An 18,991-nucleotide genomic window follows, 5' to 3' on the forward strand; every position below is an offset into this window, starting at 1 on the left:
GGAGCTGAACCGACATGGCTGACACCCCGGCGGTCGCCGACACCGCGGCCGAGACGGACCCGGCGACCACCTCGGACATCGAACGGCACCCGGACCTCAAACCGCGGCGGGTGAAGTTCGACTGGGAGAACACGCCGCTGCACTGGATCCCCGAGGATCCGTACGCGACGCACATCATCAACGTGCTGCACCTGCTGCTGCCGGCCGGCGAGCGCTGGTTCGTGCACGTCTACAAGCAGATCCTGCCCTACATCCGCGACGAGCAGCTCAAGGCCGAGGTCAAGGGCTTCATGGGCCAGGAGGGCACGCACGCGGTCGCGCACCAGAACGTGCTGCACCACATGAAGGTGCAGGGGCTGGACCCGGACCCGTTCGTGGCGCAGATCGAGTGGCTCTTCGAGCAGCTGCTCGGGGACAGCACCATGCCGCCGTTCGCGCGCAAGAAGTGGCTGCGCGAGCGGCTGGCGGTCATCGCGGCGATCGAGCACTTCACGGCGGTGCTCGGCAAGTGGATCGTGGACTCCCGCGGCCTGGACACCGCCGGCGCCGACCCGGTGATGCTGGACCTGCTGCGCTGGCACGGCGCCGAGGAGGTTGAGCACCGCTCGGTGGCCTACGACGTGTTCATGCACCTGGACGGCTCCTACGCCCGCCGCACCCGCGCGATGCTGGTGACCTCCGTGGCCTTCGCCTGGATCTGGGGCCGGGGCGCGAAGTACATGGTCGCCCACGATCCGCACGGCCTGCGCCCCGGCCGGCCGAGCCGGATGACCGAGCGCGAGTTCCTGGGACGCTTCCGCGCCGCGGCCCGCCGCGGCCGCCTGCCTTCCCTCGGCAGCCTGGTCGTCGAGGTGCCGAGGTACCTCAAGCCGTCGTACCACCCGTCGCGCCACGGCTCGACGCAGTCGGCGCTGGACTACCTCGCGGTGTCCCCGGCCGCCGTCTACGCGGCCGAGCTGGCGGCGGCGCGGAAGGGCGGCGCGGGCGGCGCGGGCTGAGCGCCGCCCCTCAGGACGGCGGGGTCGTGGCAGATCAGGGCTGCCGCGACCCCGCCTTTGCGTGCGTCTTTTCCAGATCTTGATCGGGCGCTAAATCCCTTTTGGCCCGATTCCTGTCGGCGCGACGATCTAGCATGTGGCCATGCAGCAAAGCACGGATGTCTCCGACCCGCACTGTCAGTCCGGCCGCGCCTGGGTGGACGAGGCGATCCGGCGCGTCTCGGCGGACGCCAACCGCTCCGCCGACACGCACCTGATCCCGCTCCGGCTGCCCGACCCGTGGCCGGAGTGGGGTATCGACGTGTACCTCAAGGACGAGTCGACGCATCCCACCGGTTCGCTCAAGCACCGGCTGGCGCGCTCGCTGTTCCTGTACGGGCTGTGCAACGGCTGGATCCGCGAGGGCACGACGATCGTGGAGGCCTCCAGCGGCTCGACCGCGGTGTCCGAGGCCTACTTCGCGCGGATGCTGGGCCTGCCGTTCGTGGCGGTGATGCCGCGCTCGACGTCCAAGGAGAAGTGCGAGCTCATCGAGTTCCAGGGCGGGCAGTGCCACTTCGTGGACGACCCCGGCGCACTGTACGAGGAGGCGCGGCGGGTCGCCGCCTCGGCCCCGGCCGCGTCCGGCGGCGGCCACTACATGGACCAGTTCACCTACGCCGAGCGGGCCACCGACTGGCGGGGCAACAACAACATCGCGGAGTCGATCTTCGAGCAGATGGGGCAGGAGCGGCACCCCTGCCCGCGCTGGGTCGTGGTCGGAGCCGGGACCGGGGGCACTTCCGCGACGATCGGCCGATACCTGCGGTACCAGCGGTACGGGACGCAGCTGTGCGTCGTGGACCCGGAGAACTCGGCGTTCTTCGAGGGCTGGCGCAGCCACGACCTGTCGTACGTGACCGGCAAGGGCTCGCGCATCGAGGGCATCGGCCGCCCGCGCGTGGAGCCGTCCTTCCAGCCGGACGTCGTGGACCGTATGATCCGGGTCCCGGACGCCGCGTCCATCGCGGCCATGCGGCTGGTCTCCGAGATGTCCGGCCGCGACGCCGGCGGCTCGACCGGGACCAACTTCTGGGGCGTGGTGAAGCTGATGTGCGAGCTGCGCGCCGTCGGGGCCCGGGGCTCCATCGTCACCCTGTTGTGCGACGGCGGCGAACGGTATCGGAACACTTACAAATCCGAGGCATGGCTGGCTGAGCAAGGGCTCGATCTGGCACCGTACAGCGAGCAGTTGCGAGTGGCGCTCGCCACCGGGAACTGGCCCGAATGAGGGCTCTGACGATGCCGGCCGAGTAGTCGATCCGGGGATTGTCACAAAGCTGTTTCGAAGTCTTTACCTGCGACGGGGCAACCATCAGGTGCTACGTACGTAGGCCCACACCTTTCTACGCACATCGCAGGATGCGCAGATTCTCGCCTCTGGGGAGGGTTGCGTGGGCGGTTGAATATCGCCGCCCACGTCCCACCTACGGAGGAACCCCCATGCATGTCACGAACAAGGCTCGGCCGGCCTTCGCCGCCGAGGCCGCGTCCGGTGCCGGCATGGGAGTGACGGCTCCGTCTTCCGCCGCGGAGGCCGTGCTCTCCATCCCCCTCAACTCGGGTGACGGATCGAGCGCCGACTTCATGAACTCGAACTCCGACGGCCATGGCCGTTACCTCTCATTCACCGCCGACGTCCTCGGCGGTCTCATGGCCTGACCGGCCGCACCCCCCAGCCTGGCCGCGATCGGCCCGGGTCCACGAGGCCCGCACCGACCCGCGACCAGCCCCGCCGCCGCGAGGCGACCGGGGCACCACACACAACTGAAGACAGCAGAAAAACGAACGCCGGAGCAGCCAGTCCCAGGCACCCGGCCCATTCCGGAGGTCCCCCCAATAATGGGAAACCAGAACCACTCTGTCGCCCGTAAGCGTCTTTCGACGCTGGCCATCTCCACCACGCTGGCCGCAGTCGGCGTCGGTGTCGTCGGCACCGGTGCGGCGAACGCCGCGACCGGCACGCCGCAGGCGCACACGCAGGGCGGCCAGCAGGTCGCCGCCAGCGTGTTCAAGGCGTCGGTCACCACAGGCGCCGGCGCGACGAGCCTGACCGGCAACGTCGACCTGACCGGCACCACGGTCGACGCGAGCATCGCGAACACCGCCTCGGTCACCATCAACTGGGATGGCGCCAAGGACGTCCAGACGGTCAACTTCGCGGCCGACGGCACCCTGTCCGCGTCCGCGGCCAAGGTGGCCCACCCCTACGCGGCCGCCGGCACCTACAACGTCATAGTGACCCTGAACGACGGCTCCAAGACGCCGCCGACCGTGACGCAGAAGATCACCGTGTCCGACGTGACGCTCGCCGCGTCGCTGTCCGCGACCAGCACCAAGAAGAACAGCCCGGTGACCCTGTCCCTGGCCGGCTCTTCGGTGGACCAGTCGGTCAAGACCGCTTCGACCACGGTCAACTGGGGCGACAACGTCACCACGACCTTCCCCGGCGACCCGTCGCAGATCAAGGCCACCGACGCGAAGCTGTCGCACTCCTACGCCGCCGACAAGACCTACACGGTCACGGTGACGCTGAGCGACGGTGCCGCCAAGCCCACGACGGCCACCCAGACCTTCACCGTGAAGGTCAGCGAGACCGGCACCGTGGTCCTGCAGGCCGCCGGCGCGACCCGCTACGAGACCGGTGTCCAGATCTCGCAGCACCAGTGGGCCGACACCGGTGTCACCACCGACAACCGCGAGCAGGCCAAGTCGGTCGTGCTGGCCACCGGCAACGACTTCGCCGACGCGCTGGTCGCCGTGCCGTTCGCCAAGAAGGTCCAGGGCCCGCTGCTGCTCACCGACGGCCTCGCGACCACGACCAACGACAAGGTGCTGACCGAGATCGAGCGGATCCTGCCGAAGGGTTCGAGCGTCTACCTGCTGGGCGGCACCGCGGCGCTCAACTCGGGCATCGAGACCCAGCTGCAGAAGCAGGGCTACACCACCCACCGCCTGGCCGGCGCGGACCGTTTCGAGACCGCGCTGCAGGTCGCCGAGAGCCCGCTGGGCATGAACAACCCGTCGCACGTGATCGTGGCCCGCGGTGACGAGGGCCAGAACCACGACGGCTTCGCCGACGCCCTGGCGGCCGGTCCGTACGCGGCCAACGTGTTCGGCGCCGGCGACGGCGGCTCGGCGGTGGTCCTGAGCAACTTCAAGAGCTTCGACGCCGACACCGCGGCCTACGTGAACAGCAAGCTGAAGGCGGGCCAGCAGAACGTGGCCGCCATCGGCGGCCAGGCCGTCGCGGCGATGACGACCATCAAGGGCTCGGCCGGCACCTACAGCACCGCGTATGGCAGCGACCGCTACATCACCGCAGCCATGGTGGCCTCGCACTTCCTGCCCAACGGCAAGACCGACCAGATCGGTGTCGCCACCGGCCTGGTGTACCCGGACGCCCTGACCGGTGGTGCCTACATGGCCACCGTCAACGGCCCGCTGCTGCTGACCGACCCGAAGGTGCTGCCGGCCTCCACCGCGGCCGCGATCAACGGCACCAGCACCACGGAGATCAACATCTTCGGCGGCAACGCCGCCGTCTCGCAGGACGTCGCGAAGCAGATCGCGGCCCTGGTGAAGGTCACCACCATCGGCAAGTTCTAAGAATCCGCCGAGGGACCAGGGCGCTCTTCGCGAGTGCCTGACAACTGAATAGCCAGACCTCTGCCAGGCCCGCCGGATTCGTCCGGCGGGCCTGGTGTGTCATTCGGTGTGCCCCGCCGGGCTCAGCGCTGCGGGTGGTTCTGCGCCGGGGCCAGGCCCCCGGTCATCGCCGTCGGCCGGTTGAAGTACGACGTCCCGTTCTGCAACGTGACCCCCTTCATCAGCGTACTGACGGTGACGAAGGTGTACCCCTGCTGCCTGAGCTGCTGGATCACCGCGGGCATCGCGTCGACCGTGGTCTTGTGCGTGTCGTGGGAGAGCACGATGCGGCCGGGCTCGGCGTGGCCGACGATCTGGTCGGCGACGCGGGCCGGGTCCGGGTACTTCCAGTCCTCGGGGTCGACACGCCACATGATGAAGGGGAAGCCGCCGATGCCGCGCACCGTGTCGTTGACCGCGCCGTAGGGCGGACGGACCAGCGTCGGGCGCGGTATGCCGGCCGCGGCTATCGCGTCGGCGGCGCGGTTGATCTCGTCCTGGACCGCGGCGGCGGGCAGCTTGGAGAGGTCCTTGTGGTCCCAGGTGTGGTTGCCGACCTCGTTGCCCTCGGCGTACTCGCGGTTGACCAGGGACGGGTATTTGACCGCCTGGTCGCCGAGCACGAAGAAGGTGGCCGGGACGTTCTGGGCCTTCAGCAGGTCCAGCAGGCGGCCGGTGTCGGGGCCGGGGCCGTCGTCGAAGGTGAGGGCGATGCACTTGGCCACCGAGCAGTCGACGTCCGCGTTGGTGCGCGGGGTCGGCGGCGGGCGGTAGCCGGGGGTGGTGGTGCCGGGGCCGGGGTTCGGTGCGGTGCCGGAGGCGGTCGAGGGGCTGGTGCCGGGGGCGGTGGTGCTGCTGGTTCCGCTGCTCCCCGAGGCTCCTCCGGGCGTCTGTGTCTGTGTCTGTGTCTGTGTCTGGGCCTGGGTCTGGCTTTGGCCGCCGGGACTGGAATCCGTCCGCATCGCGGAGGGTCTCGCGCTCGACGGAGACGCGCTCCGCCCGCTGGATCCATTGCTCGCGCACGCTGTGGCCGTCGCTCCGACCGCGCCGAGGACGGCGACGGCGGTGAGGGTGTGCTTGAACTGGGACAAGAACGGGCGAATCATCGGACAATCATTCACTGCCGACCGGCCAGTTCCATAACCAGGCAGGTCAGTGCGCCGGAGTGAATCAGGGGTTCACAATGGGTGATCGTGCGGACACGCCTCCTTTCGATATCTTTCGACCGTGCAATCCCATGAGCACCGCACCCGGATCCGCGCCGGCGCGCCCGGCGCCCCCGGCCTGGAGGAGCGGACCGTCGAGCCGTCCTCGGCGGCGCGCGTCATCGATCTCGGGCTCCGGATCGGCGAGCTGCTGCTGGCCAGCGGGGAGGGCAGCGAGGACGTCGAGGTCGCGATGGTCGGGATCACCGAGGCGTACGGCCTGGCCGGCTGCGAGACCAACGTCACCTTCACCGTGGTCACGCTGTCCTACCAGCCGAGCCTGATCGACACGCCCCTCTCGTTGGAGCGCGTGGTGCGGCGCCGGACCGTTGACTACACGAGCCTGGCCGACCTGCACCGGCTGGCCGTGGACATCAGCGCGGGCGGGATGTCGCTGGAGGAGGCGTACGGACGCCTGGCGGCGATCCGCCGGAACAAGTACCCGTATCCGCCCTGGGTGATCTTCGTCAGCCTCGGGGCGATCGCCGCGACGGCGGCCCTGCTGGTCGGCGGCGGCTACGCGGCCAGCCTGGTGGCGTTCGGCTGCGCCATCCTCGGGGACTGGCTGTACCGGCAGCTGGCCAAGACCGGGCTGCCGTCGTTCTACCTGCTGGCGGTGGCCGCGGTCCCCGGGGTGATCGCCGCGATCGTCCTGGACCGCCTGGGCATCCGCATCAACAGCTCGGCGGTCGTGGTCGGCGGCGTGTTCACGGTGCTGCCGGGGCGCGCGCTGGTGGCGGCGATCCAGGACGGCCTGACAGGCTTCTACATCACCGCCTCGGCCCGCCTGCTGGAGGTGGTGTTCCTGGTCGGCGCCCTGGTCAGCGGCATCACCCTGGTCCTGAAGGTGGGCCGCCAGGTCGGCGCGAGCTTCATCGTGGACGAGCGCCTGGCCCCGGTCCGCGCCGAGCCGCTGATCGCCCTGGTGGCGGCGGCCCTGGGAGTGTCGTTCGCGGTGGCGGTGCACACCCCGCGCCGCATACTGCCGTTCGCCGCCGTCGGCGCGGCGTTCAGCTGGGCGGCGGGCACGTATCCCGTCGAGTGGGGCCTGTCCCCGGTGATCGCGACCGGCCTGGCCGCGATGATCGTCGGCCTGATCGGCTACCTGGTCGCCCTCCACTACCGCACCTCGGCGCTGCCCTATGTGATTCCCGCCGTAGGACCCCTGCTCCCGGGTTCAGCCGTGTACTTCGCCATGTTGGAGATCACCAGCGGCGACAGCGGCCGCGGCATCGCCTCGCTGGAGACCGCGATCTCCCTGGGCCTGGCCATCGGCGCCGGCGTGAACCTCGGCGGCGAGCTGGCCCGCGTCTTCACCCGTATGCGCGGCACCAAGGAGCTGGTCTTCCGCTTCCGGCGGGACGCGGCGGGGGAGCAGGAGCCAGGCCTGCCGCCCCAACAAGGCTGAAAAAGCTGAAGGACGTGACCGCAGTCCCTCGGTCACGTCCCTCAGCAGCTTTGCACGGCAACGGCGTTCGCTATATGCGTTCGGCATATATGCCGAGCTCTATAGGAAGCCGGCCTGTCACCCGCCGCTCTTGCGACGGAACTGCCGCTTCGCCCCGGCCTTCCCATGGGCGGAGTGGATCTTCGAGTCCGAGGGCCCGCCCCCGGCCCCGCGAGCTCCGTTGCCCCGCTTGGCCTCCAGCGCCTCCAGGAAACGCCGCTTCTGCTCGTCGGCGTCCGAAGCAGCCTCCGGCCCACCCCCCGGCTCGCCGGGCTCCGACTGCGATCCCGCCGCGGTGGTGTCCATACCGGCCTCCTGATGCTGTGCGATGTGACGGAAGAGCTGTCCCGGCCAGCCTCCCACGACCACCGCGCACCGCACCACACGGATAACACGCGTCCCGCCGCCCGCGACACCGGGTAAGCTGTTCGCGCTACGCGCCCTCGTAGCTCAGGGGATAGAGCACCCGCCTCCTAAGCGGGGGGCCGTTGGTTCGAATCCAACCGGGGGCACTCGCAGTGACATGGGGTACGTGGGGCAGGCGGTTCGCCTGGGGTTTTCACGCTGAGCGATCGTCTCCGAACCCGGGGAACGCCCAAGTAAGTATGCTCATCGCATGACGCGCCCATTGCGTTCCACCGATCCCACCCGTATCGGCGACTACGAACTGACCGGCCGGATTGGCGGCGGCGGTATGGGCGACGTGTTCCTGGGGCGCTCTCCCGGCGGGCGGCCGGCGGCCGTCAAGGTGGTGCGGGATCTGCTCGCCGACGATCCGCGGTTCCGGGAGCGGTTCCGCCGTGAGGTGGCCGCCGCGCGGTCGGTGAGCGGCGCCTATACGGCCGCGGTGCTGGACGCCGATCCCGATGCCGAGCGGCCGTGGCTGGCCACCGCCTACATCGACGGGCCGTCGCTGCTCGCCCGGGTCTCCGATGGGGGACCCCTGGACGCGCAGGAGACCAGGGCCCTGGGCGCCGGGCTGGCGGAGGCGCTGCGCGACATCCACCGGGCCGGGCTCGTGCACCGGGACCCTGAAGCCCGGGAACGTGCTGCTGGCGGCGGACGGGCCGCGCCTGATCGACTTCGGCATCATCCGCGCGGAGGACGGCGAGGGTCTCACCGAGACCGGCTACGTCCTCGGCAGCGCCGGCTATATGGCGCCGGAACAGGCGGCCGGCGGCGAGGCGACCAGGGCGGCCGACGTCTACTCCCTCGGCGCCGTCCTCACCTTCGCGGCGACCGGCCACGGGCCCTTCGGCGACGGTCCGACGCCGGGCGTGCTGCTGCGGCAGGCCGCCGGGGACCGGGACATCTCGGGAGTGCCCGAGGGACTGCGTGATGTGGTGGCCCGCTGCCTGGACATCCTTCCCGGAGCGCGTCCTACGACGAACGCTCTACTGGAGCTCCTGGGCGGGAACGCTATAGCGACCGATGAGGTGCCGAGCCCCAAGGAAACGAAGAAGGCCCCGAGCACCAAGAAAGCCACGAAGACCCGTACCAAGGACCGCGCCAAGACGCCCGAGCTGGACGATCTGCTCAGGGGCGCGTCGCGCAACACCCAGAACGCTGAGATCGCGGCGACGCCGACGACGCTTATGCGCTCTGCCAAGAGCACCAAAGACGCCAAGGGCGCCAAAAGCGCTAAGAAGTCGTCGCGTCCGACCCCGCAGCCCGTCCCGACGCGCCGCAAGTTCCTGTTCTTCGGCCTGGCCGGTGCCGCGGTCGCCGCTTTCGGCGTGAGTGTCGCCGACATGCCCCACGGCGATTCCAAGACCACCGGCGCCGAGAGCGACGACAGCGCCGGCACGGCCGGGACCGGTCTGCCCACGGTCAAGGTCCCCGGTGTCATCAGCGGTCCGGCGAAGAACCCCGCGTGGTCCGCACCCGCCGCCAACGTCGGCTTCCTCGCGCTGTCCGGAACCACCCTCCTGGTGAAGGGCACGACCCTGTCGGCCTTCGAGACGTCCGTCGGTACCTCGCGCTGGGCTGCACCGAAGGACACCTTCAGCCAGCTCTACGACGGTGTCCTGCCCGCCACCGCCGACACGGTGTACGAGGTCGCGCCCACCGGCGACGACCTGATCGCGGTCGGGGTGGGGAAAGGCGACCAGTCCTGGAGCGCCCCCGCGCCCGCATCCTGGCTCACGCGCGGTCTGCTCGGGGCGTCCGCGGACCTCGTCGTCGGCTGGGCCTACACCAGCACCACCGAGTCCGCCGGCGACGGCTTGTGGGGCCTGGATCCGACGTCGCGCCAGGTGCTCTGGAGCACGAAGATCGGCACCATCGACGGCGCGCCCTACTTCAGTGCCGAGACCGGGCTGATCCTTTTGTCCCAGCCGAAGAGCCACCAGCTCACGGCTTACAACGCCAAGACCGGCAAGCTCGCTTGGACCGCCAAGGACACCACGCCGAACGACGACCCCGCGTTCGCCACCGCGATCGCCAGCCACGGTACGAGCATCTATTGGGCCACCAGCCGCCTCTATGCCTTCGATGCGAACGGCCGCGCCCTGTGGCCGGTGGGCGGCACCACCCCCGAGGGCAGCGACGGCGCCTTCCACGCGGTCATCGCCGACGACACCACGGTCTACGCGGCGTCGGAGGGCTCCTTCCCGGAAGAGAATGTGATCGCCGCGTATAAGGCTTCCGACGGTGCTCCCATTTGGCGTACGTCCTGGCCGAAGGACTTCCGTGACCCGAGCCTGGAGTGCGAGATGGCGCTCGGCGGCGGAAACCTCTACATCGTCGACCACGTCAGCGGAACCCTGGTCTGCCTCGACGCCAAGACCGGCGAGACCAACTGGCAGTTCCACGATCCCGCCGGCGCGAGCGTGAACAACGACTGGTCCGTCGTAGCCGACGACCGTCACGTCTTCATCGGCTACGACTCCACCGTGCGCGGCTTCGTCGCCTGAGCGCGCTATAGCGATTTCGCGTCCTCCCACCCGGACAGGTCGTAGTTGAAGTACGCGTTCGGGAAGACGAACTTCCCGTCGGGCATCCCGTTGAGTCCGCCGGAGCCGTCGTACGCCTTGAAGATCTGCACCGACCGGGTCAGGCAGTTGTCCTCGCCCAGGTTGTAGGGCCGTGCGAAGCCCGCCGCCACCGCGGCCTCGGCCGCGCTCTGGTCGTCCGCGGCGGTGTCCAGGCAGCGGTAGCTCTTGTACCCGCCGGACTCGTTCAGCGTCGTGAAGTCCTGGAGCATCTGCTGTTCCGAACCGTGCTTCTCCCAGTTGTGGTCGGACAGCGTGGCGCCGTAGTCCCAGGTGTCGCTGCCGTCGGACCAGCGGAAGGCCCAGGCGACGTGCCCGAGGGACAGCGCGCCCTGGGGGGCGTCGAACATGCAGACCCGGCCGGCCGTGGTGCGGGGAGCCGCCGCGGCGACGCCTGCGGAGACGCCTGTGGTGACGCCGGCCGCGAGTGTGGCGAAGGCCACAACGACGGTCCCTCTCCAGCGAATCCTCATCTTGTCCTCCCGTTTCAGGGGGATCCGGTGATCCCGCCAGTGTCAACGGCTTGAGTAGTAGTAAGGATGCGCTCTGTCACCGCGTCGAGGGGGAATGATCTAGCGCTAGTGAGCGTTGCTAACAAAAGATCACGACGACGAGGTCTCACCGAAGGAGAACCACCATGGCCGGCACTCTTCTCATCGCGTACGACGGTTCCGCCGACGCCAAGACAGCCCTGGAGTACGCGGCCCGCACGTTCCCCGGCCGGGAGGCCGTCCTGCTCACCGTGTGGGAGCCGCTGATGGCTCAGCTGGGCGTCGCCGAGGCCTTCGTCGGGGCCGTGGCCACCGAGGACGAGGAGAAGGTCGTCGAGCTGAGCGCGGAGCAGGTCGCCGAGGACGGCGCCAAGCTGGCCGCCGAGGCCGGCCTGAAGGCGAGCGCGCGCTGGGAGTCCGAGGGCGCGCAGTCGGTCTGGCAGACCGTCGAGCGCGTGGCCGACGAGCTCGACGCCGACCTGATCGTGACCGGTTCCCGCGGCCTGACCGGCCTGCACTCGCTGCTCGTCGGCAGCGTCTCGGCGAAGGTCCTGCGGCACGCCAAGCGCCCGGTGCTCGTCGTCCCCTCGGCCGACCTGGCCAAGGGCCGCGGCGAGAACCCCGAGGCCGACTCCGTCGAGGGCTGACGCCAATACGCTTGAACGCTATAGGGCCGGTGACGCTATGCGTTGCCGGCCCTTAGCCGTGCCGTGACCGCATGCATCCCGCGGCTCGCGGTGGACTTCACCGTCCCGCGCGTGACACCCAGGGTTCGGGCGATCTCCGTCTCCGTGAGATCTCCCCAGTAACGCAGCACCAGTACTTCCCGCTGCCGTGTGGGAAGCGCCTTCACGGCCTCCAGAACCTCGCGGTGTTCCAGGGGCAGCAGCGCCGTCGTCTCAGCGGGCTCGACGTCCACGGTGTCGAGCACGGCGTATTCGCGTTCGAGCTTGCGCCGGCGCTGAACCGACCGCGCGCGGTTCACCACGGCGGTGCGCAGGTACGAGGACGGGGCCGCGACACCCTTGAGCAGGTCGGGGCGGGACCAGAGCTTGACGAACACCTCTTGGACGGCGTCTTCGGCGCTCGCCGTGTCACCGAGCAGCAACACCGCGAGCCGGGTCAGCGGCAGCCGGTGCTGGGCGTAGAGATCGGCGACATCAATGGTGCCGCTTTGGCGGTGGCATTCCGGGGCGGACAGAACCATCGTGGTCATATATTCAGGGTCCCCGCCGGGCACCCCTTCCGGTAACCACCGAAGGTCTATTCGACCCCCTCCCATAGTGGGGTGTGCACGTAAGCCCTAATGCGGAGTGGCTGGCACGGTTGCGGGCTCTGGTAGCGCCTCCAGGCGTACATCGCCAAGCGTGTGCCGGACGTGGAACACCACCCCGAGGCCTATAGAGAACGACAAGATGTGCCCTATAGCGGTGTAGTCAGCGTGGTCGATGCCCTGCAGCAGGCTCGGCGTCGCCCCGGCCAGGCAGACGGACCACACCATCCGCAGCCACAGCGGTCTCGCGGTGGCGATGGCGACCGTCAGCGCGGTGACCACCAGGTACGACGGACCGGTGTCCCACATGTGCGCGTCCGACGAGGGAAGCGTGCCGTGGTGGATCCGCCACCAGACCAGCCCTTCGGTGACCATGCTGACGCCCACGTGCACGCCGCCCAGGAGCAGCACGGTCTTCCGCGCGCCCAGCACGGCGACCACGCTGAACAACGACAGGGCGAAGAACGGCCACACCCCCGCGGACTCCTGGGGTATGAAGGCCGACGCCACGAACGCCTCCACCGGATGCCCGCCCGGGCGGATGTTCGCCAGGTTCGTCGAGCACCAGTCCATGAGCCGGCGCAGCCGGTCGGTGGAGATGGTGTCCTCGACCACGGCCGCCACTGCCAACGACACCGCGTACCAGAACGCGGGATCGCGCAGCAGGCGCGGCACGAGGGCGCGGAGTCGGGCGGCGGACAAGGGGACCCCTTTCGGCGGACGGAACCCATCCTGCCAACGCTGCGGCCGGCGCGGCATAGTCCTCGGCCGGATTCCGAGCGGCCTGACGAGTATCCGCCATCGTCAGCCGACGTGCCCGGCCAGGAAGTCCTCCCAGGCCCGGGGCGCGTCAGGTCGTGGAATTGTGCGGCGCGCAGCAGCGGCACGGTGTGCGAGCCGAGGGTGCCGGTGCCGCCGGTGACGAAGATCTTCGCGTTCACGATCACTCCTTGGTATGACGGTGGAGGCCCGTCGAGCGGGCTGCATCGTGAAGACACCCGGACCGAGGGATGTGTGACAGATGGCCGACGAGAACTTCCTCGCCGAGCGGTTCCAGGAGCATCGGCCGAGGTTGCGCGCGGTGGCCTACCGCATGCTCGGGTCCCTGAGCGAGTCCGACGACGCCCTGCAGGAGGCGTGGCTGCGCGCAAGCGGCGCGGACACCGACGAGGTGCGCAACTTCGAGGCCTGGCTGACCACGATCGTGGGACGCGTGTGCCTGAACATGCTGCGGTCGCGGCAGCAGCGCCGCGAGGACTCCCTGGAGATCCACATCCCGGACCCGGTGGTGCGTGCCGAGGACGACACCAACCCGGAGACCGCCGCCCTGACCGCGGACTCGGTCGGGCTGGCGATGATGATCGTGCTGGACACCCTCACCCCCGCGGAGCGCTTCGCCTTCGTGCTGCACGACATGTTCGCGGTGCCGTTCGAGGACATCGCCGAGGACCTGGAGAAGACGCCGGCGGCGGTCCGCCAGCTCGCCAGCCGGGCCCGGCGGCGGGTCGAGGGGCGCGCGCCGGTCCCCGATCCCGACCTCGCGGTGCAGCGCACGGCCGTCGACGCGTTCTTCGCCGCCGCGCGGAACGGTGATTTCGAGGCGCTGGTCGCCGTGCTGCATCCGGACGTGGTGCTCCGCGCCGACGGCGGCGTGCTGAGGGCCGGCCAGTCCGTGACGCTGTCCGGGGCCCACACCGTCGCCTCGCAGGCGCAGCTGGCGCGCACCATGGCGCCGTACGTCCAGCGCGTCCTCATCAACGGCACGCCTGGTGCCTTCGTGGTGAAGGACGGCAAGCCGATCTCGCTGATGTCCTTCGACATCGTCGGCGGCAAGGTGGTGTCGATCCAGGTGATCCTCGACCCCGAGCGGCTCGACGAGGTGGCCCGGACGCTGGCCGGCTAGCGGTCCGGACAGGCCGCGGCGCCGGAACCACCCCTGCGGGTTCCGGCGCCGCGGTTTCTCTTTAGCGTTCTTCTCCAGCTTTAGCGGTTTCCTCCAGGCGGAGTTCTTATGCGATCGGCACTTCCTGGCGCGCATAAGCGTGTGCCGGAGCCGGAGTGGCGGACTTCTCCAGAGCCAGGCCCGGGACCCACCGCAGGGCCCGCGGCAGCTCCCAGTTGCGCTCGCCCAGCACACTCATGACCGCCGGGACCAGCAGGCCGCGCACCAGCGTGGCGTCGAGCGCGACGGCGACCGCCATGCCGATGCCGACCATCTTCATCGGCGCGAACGGCATGAAGGCGAACAGGGAGAACACCGCCACCATGATCATCGCCGCGCTGCTCACCACCCCGGAGGACGAGCTGACGCCCTTGACCACGGCCTGCTTCGTCGGCACGCCGCGCAGCCGCAGCTCGCGGATCCGGCTGAGGATGAACACGTGGTAGTCCATGGACAGCCCGAACAGGATCACGAACATGAACAGCGGCAGCCAGGAGATCACCGCGCCGTAGGACTGGAAGCCGAGCTGCTTCTCCAGGTGCCCGTCCTGGAAGATCCACTTCACCACGCCGTAGGAGGCGCCGACCGACAGCAGGTTCACCGCGATGGCGGTCAGCGGGATCGCCAGGGAACGGAAGGCCGCGACCATCAGCACGAAGGCCAGCAGCAGGACGAAGCCGATGACGATCGGAGTGGTGCTGTGCAGCCGGTCGCCGAAGTCGGTCTGGCCGGCCGACTGGCCGCCGACGTTGTACTCGATGCCGGAGACGTGGCCGAGGGTCGCGGGCAGCACCTGGGAGCGCAGGTCCTTCAGCGCGGCCGCGGAGGCGCTGTCCGCGCCGTCGCCGGCGAGCGGGATCGAGATGGCCTGGTAGCTGCCGTCGGTGCTGGTCTGGGTGGTCACCTGGGCGCCGTTGGGGAGCATCCGCTCCATGGCGGTGACCGCGCCGGTGAACGCAGGGCTCTTCAGCACACCCGGGTCGCCGTGCACCAGCAGCTGCGCCGGTGCGGGGCCGCCCGGGAACGCCGTCTGCATGCGCTCCAGGGTCTGGCTGATCGGCTTGCCGTGGGTCAGCTCGACGCCGCCCGGGTCCTTGGCCTTAAGGCCGGTGCCGGGGATCGCCAGGGCCAGCAGCGCCAGCAGCGCAGGGACGCCCCACAGCAGCGGGCGCTTCACCACGTGCCGCACCAGGAAGTTCCAGAACCGCGACTCGCTCGCCACCGTGCGGCGCTTGCCCAGCAGCGGCACGCGCCCCTTGTCGATCCTGTCGCCGAGCCAGGACAGCATCGCCGGGACGACGGTGACCGAGCCCAGCATCGCCATGCCGACGACCAGGATCGTGCCCACGGACCAGCCGGAGAAGGCGTCCATCCCGGTAAGGAAGAGACCGCCGAGGCAGGCCATCACGGTCAGGCCGGAGACCACGATGGACCGGCCCGAGGTGCGCGCTGCGATCCGAAGTGCCTCTCGCGGCGAGCGACCCAGAGCGCGTTCCTCGCGTTCCCGGCGGATGTAGAACAGCGAGTAGTCGACGCCGACGGCCATGCCGATCAGGAGCACCACCGAGGACGTGCTGTCGCTGATCGGCACCCAGTGGCCGGGGATCGCCATCAGCGAGATGCCCGCGACCACCGCGGTCAGCGCCAGCAGCAGCGGGATCGAGGCGGCGACCAGGGCGCCGAAGACGATCAGCAGCAGGATCAGGGTGACCGGCACCGAGCTGTACTCCGCACGCTGCAAGCCGGTGGAGATGATGTCGTTGATCGTCTTGTCGACCGAGGCCGAGCCGGCCTCCTCGACCCGGAGTCCGGGATGCGCCGCCTGGATCTGCCCGACGGTCGCCAGTGGCTTGGCGACGGTCTTGTCGGCGTTGTCCTTGCTCCCCGCGACCACGAAGGTGACCAACGCGGAGCGTCCGTCCTTGGAGACCAGAGCCTTGGTCTCCGTGGCGTTGTCCAGAGGGGAGCGGACCTGGGCTGCGGAGTCCGGGATGGCGCGGAGCGCCGCGGCGACGTCCGCGACGCCGCGGCGGAAGTCCGCGTCGGAGGCGAAGGGCGCGCCCGACCGGCTCTGTACGAGCACGCTCTCCGTCTGCTGGGAGATTCCGGAGGCGTCGAGCGCGCGCTCTGCGCGCCCCGCCTCGCCGGGGTCGTACGTGGTCTTCTTGGCGCCGGAGGCCAGCCCGCCGATCGCCACCGCGGCGATGATCAGGATGAGCCAGCCGAAGACGGTGGTCTTGCGGTGGCGGGCACTCCAGCCCGCCACCCGTTCCACCACAGGCGGGCGTGCTGTTAGCGTGGACATGAGAGATCCCCTCCATGGCAGAGCCATCGATGTGTGAGAGCTGACGTGACTTGGTGGTGTGGGGTCCTGCCGGGCCGGGCGGATGCTGCAACATCTGCCCGGCCCGCTTCTTCGGCTCAGGAACCTGCTGACGTACTCAAGGGGCCGGGGGCTTCGAGCACCCGGCGCGCCGGCGCCATCGGGTCGCGTCCGGCGACCACGGCCCGCACGGTGTTCGCATGGACCCGGGCGGTCGCCACCAGGATGTAGTTCCAGGCCAGCAGCAGGACTAGCGAGGCGACTGCTGCAACAGTCGCGGACTGGTCGCTGCCGATCCAGAAGCCGATGGCGTCCTTGCCATGCGGACCATGCGGGAAGTAGCCGTACTCCAGGCCGTGATAGCGGTGGCCCTCGAACGTGCGGGGGATGTAGCGGTACCAGATCGGGACTGTCACGCCGCCCAGGAACGCCGCCCAGACCGTCCAGACGACGGTGTCCAGGATGAACAGGGGGAGGGCCAACAGGGTGAAGTACGTGAGCCCCCGCTGGGTGATCCGATCCCTCCACACCGCCTTGAGCGTCGCGAAGAAGCCTTCCGCGGTCTCCACCGGAGGCAGCGCGGGGAGTCCTTCGGGGACCACCGCTCGAGCCCGGCCGCGCTCCAGGACCACGCAGCCGCGGATGAAGTAGGCGCTGCCGATGAGCAACGGCAGGCCGGCCCAGATGATCACCAGTGCCGCGGACGTCACCGTGATGGTGGTGATCACGCAGAAAAGTGCCAGACAGACGACGAGCGAGGTCAGCAGGTACCAGGCCGAGGCCCAGACGCCGCCGGAGAACAACATGCGCAGCGGGTTGCGGTACATCCGCAGGCGCTTCCATATAGGGGTCCCGTATAGAGACGCCATGGTCTCGGCATTCACTCGACGCTCCTGAGCATCCGCTCGATCTCGCCGACCTTCAGATCCAGGGCCCGCAGCTCGGTGAGCAACTGGTCCTGCTTCTCCACCGCCTCTTCCGCGAGCTTGCGGTACGAGGCGAACGCGACAGCGTCGGCGCGGTGCTTCTGCAACTGGAAGAAGGACACGATGCTGACCGCGATCGCCGTGAAGATGATCCCGACGATCACAATCGCGATGATTCCCCCGTTCGAACCGCCGCCGCCGCTGGCGAGCACGACTCCGTTGTTCATCCCTTTCCACCCTTCGTGTTCGCGTCCGGCGCGGGTTCCGTGTCCCGGGCCACCGTCTCGGCGATCGTCTCCGCGTCGAGCGTCAGCGCGAACGGCCTGAGCTCGAAGTACTTCATCGCTTTCCCGTCCTCGGACAGCTCCAGCTGGCCGGCCACCATGCCCGCCGTCTCGAGCCGCTCCAAGTGCATGTAGAGCAGGGCCCGGGACAGTCCCAGCCGGCGGGCGAGCTCGCTGACGTGGAGGCGTTCCCCCGCCTGAGCCGAGCGGTACAGCTCAGCGACGATGCGCAGCCGCTGGGCGTGGCCCACGGCGCCCAGCTTCGCGAGCAGTTCCTCGGTGTTCAGGGCGTCCTCCTCGTTCGCTATCACCTGTAAGTCGAGACTGACAGGTGCCCGAACAGACTGTCAAGTGTTCGCATCAGGCCCCTTCAGTGCGCCGCTGCTCTACACTGGAGGGCATGAGCGAGAACTCGGGCTGGGACGCGGACGAGCGCGTCGTGGACTGGGACGAGCTGTTCGGGGATGTGCTGCCCGAGCAGACCACCGACGATCTCGGCGATCGGGATCCCTCCTCGACCTCCGCAGCCGGCGACACCGCGCGGCTGATGGAGCTGCTGGCGGACCGGCCGCCGCACTACGAGGACTGAGCAGAGCCGGATTAGCCCGCCCGGGATCAGGGAGCTTGACATGAGCTCGGGCGACGACTAAGTTTTCACGACGTTGCCCCTTCGGGACGCGCCGCGCGAGCGGGCGATCACCGGGGGTGATCTTCAGCAGGAACCAATCCGAGAGTCTAGTCGTCGCCCTCTGGGCGTCGGCGGCGTCGTGGTCTCCTGGTGTGTCGAACATTGGATATCTCATCCAAACGGCCGGCGAACGGCCGATTTGGAGAGGGAAACAAGTACCGATACAGTTCTGGAGCACCGCAGCGGAACGGAAGTTCCGAAGCGGACCGAAGGCCAGGTGGAAGCGCAAGACGCAAAAACGATCTGCTAAGATCGGAAATGCGAAAGGCGGGGAAACCAGCCGGAAGTGAAAATCGCAAGAAATTGCGAAAAACGCGGAGGATCTGCTAAGATCTAAAGCGAAGCAAGACAAAAGAAAAACAGCAAGACCTGACAACGCCGGGTCGCAGCCGATCGGAACGAAGGTTCTGAGACGAGTGGTTCGGGCGTCTGTTACTTGAGAACTCAACAGTGTGCCGATTAATTTCGATGCCATGCGACCTCGGTCCTGCGCCCCTTGTTGGGCGATGGTCCGAGAGTCTTTAACACATGGTTGGTAGACGACTCCCGACCCCCGTCGGGATGTTCGGTCTACTTGCCAGGTGACTCTTCTGACACCTCATGCCGACCATCTGGGTTATATTCCAACACAGTCCGGTTGGCTGGTGATAATCATCAATGGAGAGTTTGATCCTGGCTCAGGACGAACGCTGGCGGCGTGCTTAACACATGCAAGTCGAACGGTGAACCGCCTT

General features: G+C 68.9%; 18 protein-coding genes, 1 tRNA gene, 1 rRNA gene and 1 pseudogene. 12 read left to right on the top strand and 9 right to left on the bottom strand.

Translation table 11 applies throughout. The annotated features are described in order from the left end of the window. Positions 1-14: 14 nt before the first annotated feature. The 4 genes from ABIA35_RS04015 to ABIA35_RS04030 all read left to right on the top strand — a co-directional run bounded on the left by ABIA35_RS04015 (position 15) and on the right by ABIA35_RS04030 (position 4,646). Positions 15-998 carry a metal-dependent hydrolase gene (locus ABIA35_RS04015; RefSeq protein WP_370356611.1) on the top strand — a complete coding sequence of 328 codons (984 nt, stop codon included), beginning with the start codon at positions 15-17 and terminating at the stop codon, positions 996-998. Positions 999-1,140: 142 nt separating this feature from the next. Continuing rightward, a complete protein-coding gene (locus tag ABIA35_RS04020) occupies positions 1,141-2,268 on the top strand; it encodes a PLP-dependent cysteine synthase family protein (RefSeq protein WP_370341210.1) in 1,128 nt (375 codons plus the stop codon). Positions 2,269-2,480: 212 nt separating this feature from the next. Continuing rightward, on the top strand, positions 2,481-2,699 hold the full coding sequence (locus ABIA35_RS04025; protein ID WP_370341211.1) for a hypothetical protein: 219 nt from the start codon (positions 2,481-2,483) through the stop codon (positions 2,697-2,699). 180 nt (positions 2,700-2,879) lie between these two features. Next, positions 2,880-4,646: a cell wall-binding repeat-containing protein gene (locus ABIA35_RS04030; protein ID WP_370341212.1), complete on the top strand. Its 1,767-nt coding sequence runs from the start codon at positions 2,880-2,882 to the stop codon at positions 4,644-4,646. Between the two features lie 122 nt (positions 4,647-4,768). Here ABIA35_RS04030 and ABIA35_RS04035 read toward each other — a convergent pair whose 3' ends face one another. Then, positions 4,769-5,791 (bottom strand): polysaccharide deacetylase family protein, encoded by a 1,023-nt coding sequence (locus ABIA35_RS04035; RefSeq protein ID WP_370356613.1) that lies wholly within the window; start codon positions 5,789-5,791, stop codon positions 4,769-4,771. Positions 5,792-5,912: 121 nt separating this feature from the next. Here ABIA35_RS04035 and ABIA35_RS04040 point away from each other — a divergent pair, with 121 nt between their 5' ends. Beyond that, on the top strand, positions 5,913-7,298 hold the full coding sequence (locus ABIA35_RS04040; protein WP_370356615.1) for a threonine/serine exporter ThrE family protein: 1,386 nt from the start codon (positions 5,913-5,915) through the stop codon (positions 7,296-7,298). Between the two features lie 117 nt (positions 7,299-7,415). On the opposite strand, the gene ABIA35_RS04045 is transcribed toward ABIA35_RS04040, so the two are convergent. Beyond that, positions 7,416-7,643, bottom strand: coding sequence for a DUF5302 domain-containing protein (locus ABIA35_RS04045; RefSeq protein ID WP_370341215.1), 228 nt, complete (start codon positions 7,641-7,643; stop codon positions 7,416-7,418). Between the two features lie 133 nt (positions 7,644-7,776). Here ABIA35_RS04045 and ABIA35_RS04050 point away from each other — a divergent pair. The 3 genes and pseudogenes from ABIA35_RS04050 to ABIA35_RS04060 all read left to right on the top strand — a co-directional run bounded on the left by ABIA35_RS04050 (position 7,777) and on the right by ABIA35_RS04060 (position 10,252). Then, positions 7,777-7,849: transfer RNA gene (locus tag ABIA35_RS04050), tRNA-Arg, on the top strand. A gap of 182 nt (positions 7,850-8,031) precedes the next feature. Continuing rightward, a pseudogene (locus tag ABIA35_RS04055) lies at positions 8,032-8,307 on the top strand (hypothetical protein); the annotation flags it as partial. 76 nt (positions 8,308-8,383) lie between these two features. Further along, entirely contained in the window at positions 8,384-10,252 is a 1,869-nt protein-coding gene (locus ABIA35_RS04060) for a PQQ-binding-like beta-propeller repeat protein (RefSeq protein WP_370356617.1), read from the top strand. A gap of 5 nt (positions 10,253-10,257) precedes the next feature. Here ABIA35_RS04060 and ABIA35_RS04065 read toward each other — a convergent pair whose 3' ends face one another. Further along, positions 10,258-10,773, bottom strand: a complete 516-nt coding sequence (locus ABIA35_RS04065; protein ID WP_370341217.1) for a hypothetical protein — start codon at positions 10,771-10,773, stop codon at positions 10,258-10,260. A gap of 194 nt (positions 10,774-10,967) precedes the next feature. On the opposite strand from ABIA35_RS04065, the gene ABIA35_RS04070 reads away from it, so the two are divergent. Continuing rightward, on the top strand, positions 10,968-11,468 hold the full coding sequence (locus ABIA35_RS04070) for a universal stress protein (RefSeq protein ID WP_370341218.1): 501 nt from the start codon (positions 10,968-10,970) through the stop codon (positions 11,466-11,468). 35 nt (positions 11,469-11,503) lie between these two features. Here ABIA35_RS04070 and ABIA35_RS04075 read toward each other — a convergent pair whose 3' ends face one another. Then, positions 11,504-12,037 (bottom strand): RNA polymerase sigma factor, encoded by a 534-nt coding sequence (locus tag ABIA35_RS04075; RefSeq protein WP_370356619.1) that lies wholly within the window; start codon positions 12,035-12,037, stop codon positions 11,504-11,506. Positions 12,038-12,124: 87 nt separating this feature from the next. Beyond that, a complete protein-coding gene (locus ABIA35_RS04080) occupies positions 12,125-12,796 on the bottom strand; it encodes a rhomboid-like protein (RefSeq protein ID WP_370356621.1) in 672 nt (223 codons plus the stop codon). A 319-nt stretch (positions 12,797-13,115) separates the two neighbouring features. Here ABIA35_RS04080 and ABIA35_RS04085 point away from each other — a divergent pair, with 319 nt between their 5' ends. Next, complete coding sequence (locus ABIA35_RS04085) at positions 13,116-13,997, top strand: sigma-70 family RNA polymerase sigma factor (RefSeq protein ID WP_370356623.1); 882 nt, start codon at positions 13,116-13,118, stop codon at positions 13,995-13,997. 106 nt (positions 13,998-14,103) lie between these two features. Here ABIA35_RS04085 and ABIA35_RS04090 read toward each other — a convergent pair whose 3' ends face one another. The 4 genes from ABIA35_RS04090 to ABIA35_RS04105 form a co-directional block, all read right to left on the bottom strand. Continuing rightward, positions 14,104-16,341 (bottom strand): MMPL family transporter, encoded by a 2,238-nt coding sequence (locus ABIA35_RS04090; protein WP_370356625.1) that lies wholly within the window; start codon positions 16,339-16,341, stop codon positions 14,104-14,106. 116 nt (positions 16,342-16,457) lie between these two features. Further along, a complete protein-coding gene (locus tag ABIA35_RS04095) occupies positions 16,458-17,243 on the bottom strand; it encodes a sensor domain-containing protein (RefSeq protein ID WP_370341223.1) in 786 nt (261 codons plus the stop codon). Beyond that, complete coding sequence (locus ABIA35_RS04100) at positions 17,240-17,512, bottom strand: hypothetical protein (RefSeq protein ID WP_370341224.1); 273 nt, start codon at positions 17,510-17,512, stop codon at positions 17,240-17,242. Before ABIA35_RS04100 ends, ABIA35_RS04095 begins: the two co-directional genes overlap by 4 nt. Then, a complete protein-coding gene (locus tag ABIA35_RS04105) occupies positions 17,509-17,856 on the bottom strand; it encodes an ArsR/SmtB family transcription factor (protein ID WP_370341235.1) in 348 nt (115 codons plus the stop codon). Before ABIA35_RS04105 ends, ABIA35_RS04100 begins: the two co-directional genes overlap by 4 nt. Positions 17,857-17,969: 113 nt before the next feature. On the opposite strand from ABIA35_RS04105, the gene ABIA35_RS04110 reads away from it, so the two are divergent. After that, complete coding sequence (locus ABIA35_RS04110; protein ID WP_370341226.1) at positions 17,970-18,158, top strand: hypothetical protein; 189 nt, start codon at positions 17,970-17,972, stop codon at positions 18,156-18,158. Positions 18,159-18,911: 753 nt separating this feature from the next. Beyond that, positions 18,912-18,991, top strand: a 16S ribosomal RNA gene (locus tag ABIA35_RS04115); the annotation flags it as partial.

The sequence above is a fragment of the Catenulispora sp. MAP12-49 genome (assembly GCF_041262705.1).
In the GTDB taxonomy this organism is placed as follows: domain Bacteria; phylum Actinomycetota; class Actinomycetes; order Streptomycetales; family Catenulisporaceae; genus Catenulispora.